The following is a 16,702-nucleotide window of genomic DNA, read 5'->3' on the forward strand; positions in this document are numbered from 1 at the left end:
TCGCAACCGGTATCGGCTGATCAATCGATCCGCATTGCGGCGGTCAGCGGTGCAAGTGCCACCGTCGCGGCCCGACCCTCTACTGTCCATTCCAACAGCGCCGCCACCGTGGCGGGCGATGCGGTCCCCGCAAGGGTCACGCGCCCATCCTGCCCGGCCTTGAACACGGCCCGGTCCAGGATGCGACGGATCGAGCCGCTGTCTGTCCCCGCCGATTCCATATCGCGGAAGACCACCGCTGCGGCAATGTCTTCGCGCCGGGCAACCTGATCGGCGGCGTTCAGCCCCTGATCCCAGGTCAAGAGCCCCCGGCCTTGCGCGCCCACGACCGGGACGACAAGGCTGGCCAGCGGGCGGTTGTTCTGGAACTGCGCGCCAGGCAGGTCCATCACCGCAACCGCTTCGGGCAAGCCCTGCGCCATCGACTGGAACGACACCTCGACATCGGACGCCCGCGCGCCATCGGCAAGGCCGGTGGCCAGCATCACCACCTCTTTCCCGGCTGCGCGGTAAATTGCTGCGCGGTCCGGGGTCGCGGGGTCGGTTGGATCCAGCGCAATGCTGACCGGGAAAGGCAGCGCAGCAAGCATATCGCGGTCCAGATCTGCGGTTCCGGGGTCGATCAGCACGATTGCCAGAACCGGCTTGCCATCGGCGTTTTCAAAATCTGCCGCAAATCGGGCAATCGGGCGTGGATCGTCGGGAACAGCTTCTGCATCAATCTCGGCGGTTTCCGACTCCGGGGCGGGGGCGTCGCCGATCCGGGGCAGTCTGCCGACGATAACCCCGTCGGTTTTCAGGCCGACGCCGGGCGCGGGCTTGAAGGTTGGGCCAGCCTCGATTTCGGGCATCGCCGCCACTTCGGGTTCCGGAGCAGCCTCTGCCGTGCCATCGCCGGTCTCGGCGGCTTCCGCTTCGGGCAAGATTTCCGTTTCAGGCAAGGCGTTCGGGCTTTGTCCGGGCATCTCGGGAACTTCGGTGCCTGGAAGGCCGGCGGTTTCCGGGCTTTCCGACGGAACATCGGCCTCTGGTGCCGGTTCTACCTCGACAAGTTCCGGCGCGGGTTCCGGCTCTGGCATCGGTTCCGGTTCCGGTTCCGGTACTGGCGTCTGTTCGGCCATCTCGGGCTCCGGCCCGGCTTCGCTGGCGATCCCGGGCTGAGGCGCGGCGGATTTATCAAGTGTCTCCAGCACCGAATCCGTGTCCGGTTGCGGCAAGACCAATGGAGCAGGCAGGACTTCAGGTTGAACCACATCGACCGGCGCAGTCGGCCCGGCCTCGGGTTGCGACAAGGGTTCAGCGGGCGCTGACGGCTCGGCTATGGGCAAGGCCGACGCGGTGCCTGGTTCGGTCAAGGCAGTCGAGTCTGGCTCGACCCACTCCGTCGGCTTTCCTGCCCCCGCCACCGTTGCGACGACGACATCTGTCGTGCTGGTGTCTTCAGCGCCAAGGACCGGCTCTGGCTCGATCGCTTCTGCGGGGGCCTGACTGGTATCGGCCTGCGCGGTTGCGGCCTCTTCGCTACCTGCGGAAGGCATTTCGGTTGAATTGGCCGCGTCCGTCGTCCGCAGCGGAAACATCGCTGATCCGACCACCAGACCGCCCATGACGAGCAAACCGCCAGAAAGCATGCCGAAAAGGAACTTGCCGACCACAGCCGCCTCCGAGTTTGCGTCCCGCCTTGCCCAAGTGCCGGGGATCTGCCCCCGGTGTTTCGGGTCCGGCCCGGAAGGATTGGGCCTGACGCAGTTCATTCAACTCCGCCCACTATACCGCGCGGCTGGCGCAGGTTCATCCCTTTTCGTCGGCATCGTCAATAACTTGCCGGTCCGTGGCCCGCTTGCCATGACCGATTTGTGCAAAAACGCTGCACGGGACGGGCAACCCTGGCCCCTTCGCAGGTCGGCAAAGGTTCGTGGGCGACCTTGGGCCAAATTCCGGGGCCAATCGGGCGGCCTTCCGGTCCGGTCCGGTCGAACTGGTGCCGTCCGGTCGGAGGTCTGGCCCCTGACCTAGCGGAGGCGCTGCCCGGCCGCGTCAAAGTAAAGCTCTCGCTGGCGGTCGAAATCGAGATGGACCGTCTCGTTCGCCGCAAATTCCTGATGGCCGAACAGCCGCACCGTCACGAACCCCAGTTCAGCCGTCCTGACCAGAAGATTGGTTTCGCTGCCCAGCGTTTCAATGTGGTCGACTGTTCCACTCACCGCCCCCGAGACCCTGCTGACGGTGATATGTTCGGGCCGGATGCCGACATGCCTGCCCGGTCGGCCAAGCCTGCCCGCATCCAGAAAGTTCATTCTGGGCGACCCGATGAAGCCGGCCACGAACATGTTGGCCGGGTCGTGATAGACATCCATCGGCCTACCGGTCTGTTCAATCCGCCCCGCATTCATCACGACGATCCGGTCGGCCAGCGTCATGGCCTCGACCTGGTCATGGGTCACATAGATCGTGGTCCGGCCCAGCCTGCGATGCAGGTCCGCCATTTCGATCCGCATGTGAACGCGCAGGGCCGCGTCAAGGTTTGACAGCGGCTCGTCGAACAGGAACAGGCTTGGCTTGCGGACGATGGCCCGCCCGATTGCCACCCGCTGACGTTCACCGCCGGACAACTCCTGTGGAAGCCGGTTCATGAGCGGACCCAATCCCAGAAGGTCCGCAACATGGCGCACAGCCTCAGCGGTGTCCGCCCGCGACAATCCCGCTTGCCGCAGCCCGATCCCAAGATTGCCCGCAACCGAAAGGTGCGGATAAAGCGCGTAACTCTGGAAGACCATTGCGATGTCACGCTCGGCCGGTGCAAGGCGGGTAACATCCCTCCCCGCCAGCCGGATCGTGCCGCTGTCGGGGGTCACAAGCCCCGCAATGTTGCGCAACAGGACCGATTTGCCACAACCTGACGGGCCGACCAGCGCCCAGAACTCGCCGTCGCCAACGGACAGATCAAGGCCACGCAGCACCTCTTGCCCATCGAAGCTTTTGGTCAGCGCGGAAATTTCCAGTGAAGCCATGAAATGAAGATCCTGCTCTTGGGCAGGTTTAAGCGCGGATTACGGCAAGGGGCAACCCAGTAAACCGAAGTCTGCAATGGCACTGGCAAACGCTGAACACCTGTCCTGATCCGGTCGACGGCCCTTGCGCCCGGTTCGGGTCACTCCTCTGCCGGGCCAGGGCCCAGAACGATCGACACCGGTTGCGCGCCCCAGATAGGCACTTCCCACTCGTTCACGCTTACGAACACCGCCACGCCAAGATCGGGAACGTAGTCGAAAGCCTGCGCCCGGCCATCGTCGGAGTCAGAGTCGCTGACCCACACCGGCAGAACCCGGTAGCTGCAATCGCCCCATTGCCTGTCGACATATTCCCGGGTTCGGAACGTCACCCGCTGGTCGCGCTTGAAGCCGTCGGAAAAGGTCAGGGCGCGCTGGGTGGTGAACCCGGTCGTCTCGGTGTCGGGCGCGGTGACAAGGTCCAGCCCACCCGGCCCGTAGTCGTATAGGATGCGTCGGTCGCTGATCACCGCACCCTTCTCGGTGTCGGCGCTTTCTAGATAGGCAAAGCCGAATTTGGACCGCGCTTCGAACCCCATTCCTGCCGCGTCGTTATAGTTGGTGCGCTCGACGATCATGCCGTCGGCATCCCGGTTCAGTCTGCTGACGGACCCGTCGTCAAAGGTGACGGTGATGCCGCCATCCAGATCGGCAGGTGATGCCGGGCAATCGGCATGGGCCGAAGTTGCGGCGGCGGACAGGGCAAGGGCTGAAATGAAAGGGCGCATCTGAAAATCCCCGGAATACAAGGCGTGCCGCGCAAGGATCGTCTGTGGCCATCTCCAGATCAAGTTCTTTGTCGCCGGCGCGGCTGCCCGGTATCCGGCTTTTACCCTGTCAAAGACACTCGGCCCCGTCGATCACCAGGGCATGGCCGGTCATGAAGGCAGACTGGTCCGAGGCCAGAAAAACGATCCCTTGGGCAATTTCGTCCGGCGTTCCCCAGCGGCCCATCGGAATGGCCTTGGAGACGTACTCCTCAAGCGCCCGGCGCCCGCCCATCTGACGCTCGAACCCGTTGTTGAAGGGGGTATCCACGAAACCCGGACACAATGCGTTGCAGCGCACGTTGTGGCGGGCATAGTCCACAGCCATCTGCCGCGTCATCGCGATGACCGCGTGCTTGGTCGTGGCATAAGCGATCATTTCGCGGTCATACTGCACACCCGAGTTCGACGCGGTGATGATGATCGACCCCTTGCCTTGTGCCTTCATCACCGGCATTGCCGCCCGGGCAGCCACGAAATGCGACCGCACGTTCAACCGCCAGGACGCGTCCATATCCTCGGGCGAGACCTCCTCCAAAGTGCCTGGAATCTGGATCCCGGCGTGGGAATGGAGGATGTCCAGCCGTCCGTGCCGGGCAGCGGTTCCGGCGATCCGGTCGGTCACGGCGGCGTCGTCGCTGACGTCAAGCGCGCGCGCCTCGGCCCGCCCGCCGGCTTGGGCGATCTCATCGGCCACCGCCTGCGCGCGGTCGGTGTCACGGTCCGTCACCACGACCAGCGCGCCCTCGGCCGCCATGGCAAGCGCACCCGCCCGGCCGATGCCCGATCCCGCCCCGGTCACGAAGGCCACGCGATGTTGCAACAGCATCTGACACTCCTTCGGCATCACTCGGCCTTGCGCCCGCGTTGCAGGATGGCCTGGGCTGTGATCAGCAGCAAAAGCGATACGGCCAGCACCATCGTGCCGATCGCGTTGATTTCCGGTGTCACGCCACGGCGGATCGAGGAAAAGACATAGACGGGCAGGGTGGTCTGCGACCCGGCGACGAAGAAGGCGATGATGAAATCATCAAAGCTGAAGGTGAAAGCCAGCAGGAACCCCGCAAGGATGCCGGGAAAGATCTGCGGCAGCGTCACCTGCCGGAAGGTTCCCCAAGGGGTCGCTCCAAGGTCGGCCGAGGCCTCGATCAGGCTGCGGTCCATCCCGGCCATCCGGGCGCGGACTATGATGATGACCAGAGCCATCGCAAAGAGCCCATGCGCGGCGATCAACGAGCCGTAGCCCAAGGACAACTGCGGGGCCTTGGCCGCAAAGGGCCAGATCGCGGCAAGGATCGGGTTCAGCCAGCCAAACAGCGTGACAAGCGCGATCAGCGTGGCGATGCCGATCACGATCCCCGGCACCATCACCGCAATGTAGATCAGCGCGTCAAAGGCCAGCCGCAGCCGCCCTCGCACCGATTGCAGCGCCAGTGCTGCCATGGTGCCGAACAGCGTGGCCAACACCGCCGAGGCCAGCGCCACGGTCAGGCTGGTCTGGAAGGCATCCATCACGAAGGGGTTCGACAGCGCCTTGCCATACCACTGGGTCGAAAAGCCCTGAAACTGCGAGGCATGCCGCCCGGCGTTGAAGCTGAACAGCGCGATGATCCCGATCGGGATGTAAAGGAACAGATAGACCGCCAGCGCATAGATCCGCATCGCTCCCCCCCTACATCAACGACACATCGTCGCGCCCACCCGCCCAGCGGCGCGTGAGCCGCAGATAGGCCGCCACGGTGACCAGCATCACCAGGACCAGCGCCACCGCCACCGCCGAGCCAAAGGCCCAGTTCCGCGATTGCAGGAAGAGGTCGACCAGCGCGTTGCCGATGAAGAACACCTTGCCACCGCCCAGCATCGCCGGGATCAGGAATTCCCCCATCAACAGGATGAAGACGAGCATGCAGCCGGTCGCCACCCCCGGCATCGACAGTGGCAGCGTCACTTGCAGAAAACTGCGCCAGGGCGGGCTGCCAAGGTCGGACGACGCCTCCAAAAGGCGCTTGTCCAGCCGTTCAAGCGCCACATAGATCGGGAACACCATCAACGGCAGATAGCCGTAGACGATGCCGACCAGCACCGCGAAAGGCGTGTTGATCAGCCGTGGATTGCCAAGGCCCAGGGCGTTCAACAGCGACGGGATTCCCTGACCGCCCAGAAGGTAGATCCAAGCATAGCTGCGGATCAGGATCGAAGTCCAGAACGGCACGATCACCAGGATCAACAGCAGCGTGCGCCAGCGGGGCGAGGTCTTCAGCGCCAGAAAATAGGCCAGCGGATAGGCGATCAAAAGGCAGATCAGTGTGCCGGTCGGCGCAAGGGTCAGGGTGTTCTTGAACGCGGCCCAGCGTGCGCCAAGATTCAGGAAATTGTCGAAGGTGAAGGCGGGGACATAGCCGCCCGCCGCCCCCCTTTCGCCGAAGGAAAAGACGAAGACGACGACCAGCGGCAGAACCAGCATGCACAGGAACCATGCCCCCGCAGGGGCAAGGAACAGCCATGTCTTCAGGGTCTGCCGCTGCATTGCCTTATGCCGACTTGAACCGCGCCATCAGTTCGGCGCGGTTTGGGTCGGTCAGCGTGACCGCGGCGCCGAATTCGAGGGCATCCAGCAATTCGGCGGCCGGATACATGATCGGATCGTTCAGCATTTCAGCCGGAAGGATCGTATTCACCCGCGCATCGGCCACCGGATAGCCATGGAACATCACCTCCTTGGCGTTCACATCAGGGGCCAGCAGGTAGTTGATCAGCGCATAGGCCGCATCACGGTGCGGCGCGCCCTTCGGAATGGCGAAGAAATCGCTCCACAATTCGCCGCCTTCCTTGCCCAGCACATAGTCGATTTCCGGCATGTCGCGGTGCAGTTGCAACCCGTCGCCGGTCCAGGCAATCGACATCCACGCGTCGCCCGACCGCATCGAGGGCTGATAGTCCGAGGTGATGCCAAAGAGATGCGGCTTGACCTCCAAGAGCAGCTTTTCAGCTTCCGCCAGTTCGGCCGGGTCGATGGAGTTGAAGGAATAGCCAAAGTATTTCAGCGCGTTGCCGATGGTGGTCAGCTGATAGTCATGCACCATCGTCCGGCCCGAAAACTCGGCCTTGGTCATGTCCCAGAATTCCTTCCAGGTCGTCGGCTTCGGCAGCCCGCCCAGATTTGCGGTGTTCACCACAAAGCCCGTGGTACCCCAGTTGCGCGGCACGGCATAGACCACACCATTGACCGTGCCAGCATCGGCAAAGCGCGGATCAAAGCTGGCCGGGTCGTAGTTGGGCAGAAGCGACAGATCCAGGGGCTCGATCAGGTCTTCCTCGACATAGGTCGTGATCGTGTAGTTCGTCGGCACGAACACATCCCAGCCCGATCCGCCGGCTTGCAGTTTCGCCAGCATCTCTTCGTTCGAGCCGAAGACGTTCAGATCGACCGCCGCCCCGGTTTCGGACGAGAAGGCGTCGAAATTGGCCGGATCGTGGTAGTTCGGCCAGCTTGCCACCACCACCCGGTCGCCAATCGACCCCTGAGCATGGGCGGCGGATCGCAGTCCCGGCATCGCGGTGCCAAGAACGCCCGCCGCTACCCCAAGGCCGGTCACGCCAAGGAAATGCCGCCGCGTCACCGAGCCCTTCTTGTAGCGCCAAAGCTCGGCCATGAATTTTTCGCGCGAGAGGAAGTCATTCCGGTCTGTCATGGTCATTCTCCCAGTTGCTTGTTGTCGTTCAGTCATCCCCAAGGATCAGCGCAGCCCCGTCCTGCCACAGGGCAAAGGCCGGGTCGCCCGGCTCGAAAGCGCCCTCGGCGGCCTCGGCCTGACGCGAGACCAGCACGAGGAATTCGCCAAGATCCGCGTTCCGCACCAGATATTCGGTGTGTTCGCCAAGGAAGATGCGGTTCACCACCGTCACCGGCAGGCACTTGTCTTCCCCCTTGCGGGACAGGGCGATCTGTTCGGGCCGTAGGCTGGCCGTGGCCGTCTGGCCCACCGCGATTTCCACCGGGGCCACGCCCGCGATGCGGTGCTGACCAGCGGCGACAAGTTCGGTTCGCCCGGCGGCAACGGCGGTGACCCGGCCAGCGAAGAAATTCGACTTGCCCACGAAATCAGCGACATAGCGGCTGGCGGGCCGGTCATAAAGCTCACGCGGGCTGCCCACCTGCACGATCCGGCCACCGCGCATGATGCAGATGCGGTCCGACATCGACAGCGCCTCTTCCTGATCATGGGTGACAAGGATGAAGGTGATGCCCAGCTTGCGTTGCAGGGTCTGAAGTTCGATCTGCATGTCGCGGCGCAGCTTCTTGTCCAGCGCCGCCATCGGCTCATCAAGGAGGAGGAGCTTCGGCTGGTTCACGATGGCCCGCGCCAGCGCCACCCGCTGTTGCTGGCCGCCCGACATTTCCCAGATGCGGCGCGGGCCAAAGCCGGGCAGGCGCACGGTGTCCAGCGCCTGATCCACCGCGCGGGCAACCTCGGCCTTCGCGGGGCGGGGGCGGCGCTGGCGCAGGCCGTAGGCGATGTTCTCGGCCACCGTCAGATGCGGGAAAAGCGCGTAGTGCTGGAACACCATGTTCACCGGGCGGCGGTGCGGAGGCACATCATTGACCCGTTGCCCGTCCAAAAGGATATCGCCCGAGGTAGGGGCTTCGAACCCCGCCAGCATCCGCAGCGCCGTGGTCTTGCCGCAGCCCGAAGGGCCAAGAAACGACAGGAACTCGCCCCGGCGGATCGACAGGTCCAGACCTTCGGCCGCAACGACAGAGCCATAAACCTTGGTCGCGCCGCGCAGTTCCGCGATCGGGGCGTCGGTGGACTGGCCAGATGGCGAGGAAGTGCTTTCCATGGCGCGGAATATATGCCCTTGTTCCCTGATAAGCGTAGAAATGATGCTGTTGGATGTATATACCACAAATTGCATATTTGATCGGCAAAGGGGGGCAAGTTGGATAGGTCCAGCCTCTTGTCGCGCATTGGGGCCGTTGTCGCCGGCATCGGGTCCGACGCATTCCCCGCGGCCTTGACCAGCCTCTTGCAGGGCCTCGCGCCCTATACCTACACCGTGGTTTTCGGCTACAGCGGGGCCGCGCGCCCGCTGGACCTGCATGACGACTTTCCGGCGTCCAAGCGCCGCGTCTTCGTGACCGATTATCAGGAAGGCCCCTACCTTCTGGACCCTTTCTACCTTGCGGCCACACGCCCGGTTGCCGCCGGTCTTTACCGGATCCGCGATCTTGCGCCCGACCGGTTCTATCAGGGCGAATACTTCCGCAACTACTACATCCAGACCGGGCTTGCCGAAGAGATCGGCTTCTTTGTCGATATCCCCGGCGGGGCGACCGTGGTGCTGTCGCTGATGCGGGACGAACGGCCCTTTTCCCTGCGTGAGATGAAGGCGCTGCGCGAGGTCTGGCCCGTAGTCGAGCCCAGCGTCCGCCGCCATTGGGCCGATCTGCCGGCACGGTTCGACCAGTCCTCGCGCAGCCATCGCGACAAGACCATCGAGACCGAGATCGAGCAATCCTTCCAGACCTTCGGCGAAGGTGTGCTGACGGCGCGCGAACGCGAGATCGTCGAACATACCCTGAAGGGCCACTCCGCCGATGCCGTCGGGCGCATCCTCTGCATTTCGCCGGGGACGGTGCGGATCCACCGCCGCAACATCTATGCGAAACTCCGGATCAGTTCGCAGGGCGAACTGTTTTCACGCTTCATCGAGAAACTGGGCCGCAAATAGGCTGAAAGCCCGCGCATTTCCGTTCCCGCGCTTCCTGTTTCGACATCGAAGATGACGCAGCGGGTCTGGCCGAGCCGGTTCGGGCCTTGATTTTCAACTGGCACCAATCGGGGTCTTGGCAGTCATCTGCATGTTCTTGGCGGAAAGGGTCCGTTGACCCAGTCAGACCGGGGCGCGGATCCGTCCCAATCGGACAGGCTTGCCCCAGCCAGCCAACCGCCCGATCAGCGCCAGAAGGACGGCGCGCCAGGCCGTCAGATACAGCAGCGGCCGATAGACAAGCCGCTGGAACGGAAACAACAAAAGCAGCCAGCGCGGCTCGTCGCGCTGGAAGCGCAAAGCGACCAGCAGTGTCAGCATCTCAAGCGCAGGCAGCGCCAGCCAGGCCGCGACCATCCTGGCTGTGGCGCCCTGTCCGCTGGGTGCCGCACCACTCAGCGCCCAGTCGATCCCCAGGTGCAGGATCAACCCCAACAGCACCAGATCGGCCAAGGGTGCCAGCAATCCCACACCTACGCCGAAAAGCCACAAGTCGGGCAGGGCGATGATACCCAAAGCGCGCTTTTCGCGCAGGGCGCCACGGTGCTTCCAGCCGGTCTGCATCATGCCGAAGGTCCAGCGCAGCCTTTGGCGCAGGAAGGCTCGGGCGCCCTCGGGTGCCTCGGTGATGGACCGGGCCTGCGGCTCGAACACCACCCGCCACCCGACGCGCTGGATGGCAACGGTCAGGTCGGCGTCCTCGGTGATCGTGTCGCCCGACAGGCCGCCCGCTGCCCGTACCGCTTCCGCGCGCCAGGCACCAATGGCACCCGGCACGACCAGTATGGCACCGATCAGTTCGGCAGCGCGACGATCGATGCTTTGTGCGGTCATGTATTCGATGGATTGCAGCGCGGTCAGCAGACCACGGCGGTTGCCGACCTTCACATAGCCTGCGACCGCGCCGACGCGCGGATCGTTGAAATGCTGTGCAAGGCGCGCTGCCGCATCTGGCAGGATAAGCGAATCTGCGTCCAGCGCCACGACCACGCCGCTGTCCACCAGAGCATAGGCCGCATTCAGCGCCGCCCATTTGCCGGCGTTCCGCCGCCGGATCAGGTGCAGCCGTGGCTCAGCCGGAAAGGCCTCGGCCAGGCGCTCTGACGTGCCGTCGGTCGATCCGTCATCCACCACGATCACTCGCAGGTCGGGATGGTCCGATGCCAGCGCCGCCCGGACAGATGCCACGATCACCGTCGCTTCATTGTAGGCGGGGATCACGACCGTCACCGGTGGCAGAGGCCCCGCAGGCGGCACGCGCGCGCGGCGCAGATGCGCCAGCACCAGCACCGCCACCGCCCGCAGCGTGCCTGCCGCGACCGCAATCCAGAAGATCCAGACCAAAGCCTGCCCCACAACTGCCAGCACCCGGAAGGACAGCGCGTCCAGCCGCGTCAGGGGGTCAATGGCAGGCGGCATCACCACCGCCCGGTCCAGTCCCAGGATCCCGCCCAAGGTGTCGAACGTGTAGCCGTCGGCGCGCAGCGCGTCGATCAGCGCCGGCAGCGCGGCAAGCGTCGCCGTCCGGTCGCCGCCGGCGTCATGCAGCACCACGACGCCACCGCCCCAAAGCGCTGCCAGATCGCGCCGCACCTCGTCCACCAGCGCATCAGGCGTGATACTCTCCCAGTCGCGCGGCACGCTGTCGGCCCCCACCACGATGTAGCCCTCAGCCATAACCGGCAGGAGGGCGCGCAGGTCTGCGCCCGTCACCGGGCCGTCGCTGCGCCCATAGGGGGGCCGGTAAAGCCGTATCGAGTAACCCGTGATCGCCGCGACAAGCCGTTGCACGGCATTCAGTTCCAGACGCAGGCGCAGGCCATCGATGCGGCTGGTTTCGGGGTGAAAGAAGGTATGCGAGCCGATCTCATGGCCTTCGTCCAACATGCGGCGCAACATGTCCGGTGCCGCCAGCGCATTGTCCCCGATGACGAAAAAGCTGGCCGGCACGCCCCTGTCGCGCAGGATGTCCAGCAGGGCTGCGGTATGCACCGGGTCAGGCCCGTCGTCGAAGGTCAGCGCCACGACGCGCCCATCCGGTCGGCCATAGCGTTCCAGCATCGGGGGACGCCCGAGTTTGGCATGGATCTGCCCCGTGATCTGACCGCTGTCGGGGTCGACGAACAGCGTCCGCTGCCCCTCGGATCCGGCATCTGCCAACCGCATGAAAGGGCCGTCTCCACGGTAGGCCACCACGTCATCATAGCGCAGCGTCTCGATTTCGTGGGCCGCCGCCGGACCCGGGCCGGACACAAGCAGCGGCCAGACCCCCGGATCCTCGGTGCCGACCTGCCAGAGCAGCACATCCCGCAACCCGGCCTCTTGCTGGATCAGCAATGTATTCCAGACCGAGGCCGCATCCAGAAGCCAGATTACCCCCCCATCCGGCAGCACCGCTCTGGTGGCGCCGGCTTCTGGGTCGAACTGCATCACGCTCCCCGGTGTAGCACTAGCCATCTGCATGGCACCTGCATGGCTGATCAATTGCGCCGGGCCGCCGCCTGCGGGCCAGAAGGTGCCAAAGGCTCCCACCGCCAGGATCGCCTTCTCCGGACCCAACCGCGCAGCGCTTTCCCCGATCAGAGCGCGGGTCCAGTCGAGCGGAGCCGGCGGTGCGGCGGCGGCACCCGCCTCAGGGGTGCGAAAGACCGTGATTATCACCCGGTCGGTCAGGGCCATCGCGGCCTCGTCCTGCCACAGCGGCCCATCACCTGCGGCCACGAGGCAACTTTCGCGCCCCAGAGCGCCCAGATTTGCGCGCAGTTCTCGCATCAGTGCCAGCAGGCCCTCGCGGTGGCGGGGAAGATAGCCTTCGGGGTTCAGGCAGAGGGCGCGGCTGCCTGCCGTTGCGGCGATGCCCGTCAACCCCGCCACGATCCGGCCGCGACTGGTCGGATCCAGCAAGGGATCCGCGCCGGGCAGCCGGGGCAGGGGCAGCCGCACCACCGTGCGCAACGCCGTTCCGCGCAGCGGGCCAGAGGGGCTTGTCGCCGTGGCAAGGGCCGTGCTGACCGGCAGAACCTGTGCCGAGGTCAGATCGATACGATGCGATTCCACCATGACCGACACCAGATCCCCGCAATGCAGAGCAAGCGTGTCAACCGCCCCCTCGGGCCATATCCGTACCATCGCGTGAACCGACAGCCCTGCTGCGGGCGATAGTGCATCCGTCATGGCAAGCGGCACCCCGCTGCACTGGGGTTGCTCTGGCAAGGGGACGCCGGGGCCCGCATCCGGTCGCTGCGCCACACTGGTCAGATCAGCACCAAGGGGCAAGGTGCCCAGCACATAGATGCTGAACCAGAAGACGGCGGCCCACACCGCCACAGTCCCGGTGGTCAGCGTGACCAGCCATCCGGCAATGCGCGCCCTGCGCCGCGTGGGATCAAGGAAGATGGGCGCAGGATCATTCTGGTGCTGTTTGCTTACTGGCATCCAACCCTGATCCGTCCAAGCTTTCGCGTCATTCGCATTCCTTCTTTAGAATGCCTGATCGAAAGGTAAACCTTGACCGACATCAAGGTGCGCAATGCTGACTGAAGGAAAAATGTTCTAACGTTGGTCCCGGACAGAATCCGGGGCAGAGGGGAAATGCTTATGCAGATGGATCGGCGCAGCCTTTTGGCGCTTCTGGGGTCGCTGGGTCTGGGAACCCTCGTGCCGCTTGGTCGGGCTGCGGGCCAGACTGCGGGCCAGACTGCGGGCCAGACTGCGGGCCAGACTGCGGGCCAATCTGCGGCACCGGGCGGGCGCGGCCTGTTCCTGATGGTCGACGGGATCGGTCCTGCCATCTCTGCCGAACACCTGCGCCAGTTCCTCGAACCCTTTGCTGCCCGAATGACGCCGGTGGCCCTTGGCCTGCGGCCGGGGCCGGACGGGTTCGGCCCTGATCTGCTGACGCTTCTTTCCGGCGCGATGACGGGCTTTCCGGCGCTGTTTGAACCGGTCTTGCGTGTAGATGCGCTGGCAGGCCTGTCTCCCTACGCACAAATGCGCGTCGTCGCACGTGAACTGGCGGCGCTGGAAGGCGCTCTCGTCCCTGCCGGGCCGCTGCCCGTCATCCTGTCACTGGCGACGGATGCGCCCGCGAGGCCTGTGTCCTTCGACGCCTTGCGGGCGCTGGGTCTGCGCAATGTCCTGTTGTTGGGGCCGTTGCAGCAGGGTTCGGCGCAAAAGGGCGGGTCGCGGATCCTGCCTTGCGACGGCGCGGCCATCTGCCTTGAAGGCAGCGTGGCGCTGGGCAGCGATGCCGCCGAGCTTGCGGCCCGTCTGTCCGACCGGAAAGCGGGGGATACCCCCCTTCTGGCCGTGATCGACGCCGCCGCCATGACCTCGCTGCCCCTGCCGGACCTGCGCATTCGGGCCGAGGCGCTGGTCGAAACGATGACGCGTGCCGTGCAGTCGGGGGTTGCCTTCGCCGTGCAACCCCGCGCGCATCTGGGATGGGCCGCGCCCGAGGCCGCGCGGCGGATCGCGCTGCGCCTTGACCCGCCTGAGCCGGGCGATACCGAGGCCGAGGCGGGTCTGCGCGCCATGGCCGAGGCTCTGGCTGCCCAGGGCTGGCCGGTGTCCCAGACCCTCGCCGCCGCCGAGGCCACCGGCCCGAAGGATGTGCTGCGTCTGGGCGATGCGGTCGCGGATATGGCCGATTGGGCCACGGCGCGGGCCGACGGGGGCGCGATGCCCTGTGCGGTCGGCACACCCGCCAGCACGGCCGAGGCCGGGGCGCTGGCCGCCGCAGGGCTGTCGGTTCTCGTGGAGCCGAAGGTGCCGGGCGCGCCCGTCTTCGACGACCATGGCCTGATCCGTCGTGACGAAATCCGCGACGCGGCCCTTCTGGCCGCGACCCCGCCCGGCGCCGACCTGATCCTGGCGCTCGGGCCTGACAGCTATCGCGATCCGGCCCGGCGGGAGGTTACGCTCGCCGAGATCACGGCGGCAGCAACGGATGGCCGCACCATCATGCAGGATCTTGCCGCTTGGGCGGGCGATATCCTGCCCGCCGATCCCGTCTTTGCGATCCTGCGCGAAACGCGGCGCACCCTGCGCCAGCCCGAACCGCCGGCCGAGGAAACCGCGCCCGATGCTGCGGGCCTGCTGGATGACGCGCGCCACGCCTGGATGGCGATCGATACGTCGACCATCGCGCAGACGGGACTTTGCCCTGCCACGATGCACAGCACGCCAGATGGCAGCATTGCCTATGGCACGCTGACGATGTGGGAATGTGGCAGCCTGCTGCGCGCAGTTCTGGCGGCGGGCGAACTGGGCCTGATCAAGGCCCCGGTGATGGTTGCAAGGATCGAGCGCATCTTGTCGGTGCTTCCGGTGGCGCGCATTGGTGATCAGCGCCTGCCGAGCGAGCTGATCAGCTCGGACACCGCCCAGCCGATGTCGCCCGATTTCAACGCCTTTGACACGGGTCGTCTGTTGTCTGCACTGGCCGAGGTCGATGCCCATCCGGCCACAAACGGGAAGGCCGCACCTGTGGTGGCGCGGTGGGATCTGGCTGGGACACTGACCGACGGACGGCTCCACTCGTTCAAGCGGGGCCGCCCCGTCGAGGCGCATGTCTCGCAGGCGGCCCACTATGTGGCGCGCGCCTTCGGCGCTTGGGGACTGGCCGCCGCCTCGCCCTATATGGTTGCGTCAGACGGCTCCGAGACTGACCGGCAGATGCGCCTTTTGACCGCGGTCACGGCAGTCGGGGCCTTCGGGGCCGAGCCCCTGCTGCTGGAGATCATGGAGATGGGGGCCTCGGACGCCGCGTCCGTTCTGGCCGATGTGCTGCATGCCGCCCAGCGGCGCGCCCATGGCGCAACCGGGATCTACCATGCCGTGTCGGAAGGCCCGCTCGATCAGGCGCCGTGGTTTGCCTATGATGGCCTGCGGCTGAATGATGCCGCAACACGCTGGGAATCGCGGGCGAATTCGTCCGATCCTGCATATAATACCCCCGAAGCGATGCAGGCCACGCTGCGGGTCAGCACCAAGGCCGCCTTCCTGTGGTGGGCGCTGCGCCCCGGTGCCTATACGGCGGGACTGCTCGGATACGTCCGGGACCGGGCGCGCATTGCGGGCGGAGGATTCTCGACCGGTATCTATATGGCAACGGGCAACCCGATGGCGGGCTATACCGACGTGAACACAAATGCGATCGTGCTGGAGACAGTGGCCTTCGTGCTGCGCGGACGGCGTCGCCGCGTCACCGCGCCCGATTTTCCACTGCCCCTTCCCGGCTGACGGAAGTGCACTCCGTGAACCGGGCCTCGGTGCATTGGCTGTCAGCATTCTGCAAGGCAGACGGGCCGAACGCCGCGCTGGAAATTCGGATTGACCTGACGATGAACAGCACCAGTCGGCATATGGGCGCCTATCCGCGGGCAACGCGGACGCGTCGCTTGCGCGGAGGTCGAGTCTGCGCTATGTTCCATTCGTTTTTCGCAATATGACTGGATGCGAGGGGCAGGCGCATGAACGGGCCTTTCGAAGGTGGCCGCAAGGCCTGACCTTCGTGATCAGGCCGATGCGCAAAGTGAACCGGACGGCAGGTAGCCCACGCGCTTGTCAGTTTTCGACCAGACAACCGAAAGCCAGCGGATTTCCTGGCTGACGAGAGGACCATGATGATGACAAGGGTCGCAAGACAGATCTTTTTCCTGACCTTGCTGTTGTTCGCATCGGCGGCAACGGCCAAGGAGACCTGCGAAGGCGACTGGCTGCGTGCCGCCCTGACCAATTACGAAAGCTACCCTGATCCGGGCAGCGAGGAATGCGTGAAGTATAACGGCTGCAAATGGGCCGGCCAGTTCTACGGCGTGAATGGCAAGAAATCCGAGAAATGGGTGGCAGGCAAGAACATCGCTGCCGTCCACGAAAAGGACTGGCGCAAATTTGGCGGCAAGTCGCTGCGGCTGCGCCAGGGCAAACGCGAGATTGTCGTCGAGGTGCTTGATCTGTGCTCCGACTCGGACTGCAATGGATGCTGCACCAGGAATCTCGGTGGCGATGGCCATCTGATCGACATCGAGAAATTCACGCAAGAACGGTTCGGGTCCGGGTCCGGCGTGGTTGAATTTCAGGTCTGCGGTTGATGAATCCGCGTTTCCGGCC

At 65.1% G+C, this 16,702-nt stretch carries 12 protein-coding genes; 3 read left to right on the plus strand and 9 right to left on the minus strand.

The genetic code is table 11. The features are described 5' to 3' along the window. Positions 1-20 precede the first annotated feature (20 nt). The 8 genes from QUV21_RS01205 to QUV21_RS01240 all read right to left on the minus strand — a co-directional run bounded on the left by QUV21_RS01205 (position 21) and on the right by QUV21_RS01240 (position 8,659). Entirely contained in the window at positions 21-1,655 is a 1,635-nt protein-coding gene (locus tag QUV21_RS01205) for a divergent polysaccharide deacetylase family protein (protein WP_300852588.1), read from the minus strand. 357 nt (positions 1,656-2,012) lie between these two features. After that, positions 2,013-3,011, minus strand: a complete 999-nt coding sequence (locus QUV21_RS01210) for an ABC transporter ATP-binding protein (RefSeq protein WP_300852590.1) — start codon at positions 3,009-3,011, stop codon at positions 2,013-2,015. 140 nt (positions 3,012-3,151) lie between these two features. Then, complete coding sequence (locus QUV21_RS01215; protein WP_300852591.1) at positions 3,152-3,778, minus strand: hypothetical protein; 627 nt, start codon at positions 3,776-3,778, stop codon at positions 3,152-3,154. A gap of 109 nt (positions 3,779-3,887) precedes the next feature. Continuing rightward, on the minus strand, positions 3,888-4,646 hold the full coding sequence (locus QUV21_RS01220; RefSeq protein WP_300852592.1) for an SDR family NAD(P)-dependent oxidoreductase: 759 nt from the start codon (positions 4,644-4,646) through the stop codon (positions 3,888-3,890). Positions 4,647-4,663: 17 nt separating this feature from the next. Further along, positions 4,664-5,479 (minus strand): ABC transporter permease, encoded by an 816-nt coding sequence (locus QUV21_RS01225; protein ID WP_300852594.1) that lies wholly within the window; start codon positions 5,477-5,479, stop codon positions 4,664-4,666. A 10-nt stretch (positions 5,480-5,489) separates the two neighbouring features. Continuing rightward, a complete protein-coding gene (locus QUV21_RS01230) occupies positions 5,490-6,344 on the minus strand; it encodes an ABC transporter permease (RefSeq protein ID WP_300852596.1) in 855 nt (284 codons plus the stop codon). A gap of 4 nt (positions 6,345-6,348) precedes the next feature. Further along, a complete protein-coding gene (locus QUV21_RS01235) occupies positions 6,349-7,509 on the minus strand; it encodes a spermidine/putrescine ABC transporter substrate-binding protein (RefSeq protein WP_300852598.1) in 1,161 nt (386 codons plus the stop codon). Between the two features lie 28 nt (positions 7,510-7,537). Further along, entirely contained in the window at positions 7,538-8,659 is a 1,122-nt protein-coding gene (locus QUV21_RS01240; RefSeq protein WP_300852600.1) for an ABC transporter ATP-binding protein, read from the minus strand. Positions 8,660-8,758: 99 nt separating this feature from the next. Here QUV21_RS01240 and QUV21_RS01245 point away from each other — a divergent pair, with 99 nt between their 5' ends. Continuing rightward, positions 8,759-9,550, plus strand: a complete 792-nt coding sequence (locus tag QUV21_RS01245; protein WP_300852602.1) for a helix-turn-helix transcriptional regulator — start codon at positions 8,759-8,761, stop codon at positions 9,548-9,550. 162 nt (positions 9,551-9,712) lie between these two features. Here QUV21_RS01245 and QUV21_RS01250 read toward each other — a convergent pair whose 3' ends face one another. Next, on the minus strand, positions 9,713-13,024 hold the full coding sequence (locus tag QUV21_RS01250) for a glycosyltransferase (RefSeq protein WP_300852604.1): 3,312 nt from the start codon (positions 13,022-13,024) through the stop codon (positions 9,713-9,715). Positions 13,025-13,180: 156 nt separating this feature from the next. Between QUV21_RS01250 and QUV21_RS01255 the strand changes: the two genes are divergently transcribed. Both QUV21_RS01255 and QUV21_RS01260 read left to right on the plus strand, forming a co-directional pair. Beyond that, positions 13,181-15,832, plus strand: a complete 2,652-nt coding sequence (locus tag QUV21_RS01255) for a DUF3131 domain-containing protein (RefSeq protein ID WP_300852606.1) — start codon at positions 13,181-13,183, stop codon at positions 15,830-15,832. 380 nt (positions 15,833-16,212) lie between these two features. Then, positions 16,213-16,683, plus strand: coding sequence for a hypothetical protein (locus tag QUV21_RS01260; RefSeq protein WP_300852608.1), 471 nt, complete (start codon positions 16,213-16,215; stop codon positions 16,681-16,683). The last annotated feature ends 19 nt before the right edge of the window (positions 16,684-16,702 follow it).

Origin of the sequence: Tabrizicola sp., assembly GCF_030373185.1 — a bacterium.
Taxonomy (GTDB): domain Bacteria; phylum Pseudomonadota; class Alphaproteobacteria; order Rhodobacterales; family Rhodobacteraceae; genus Tabrizicola.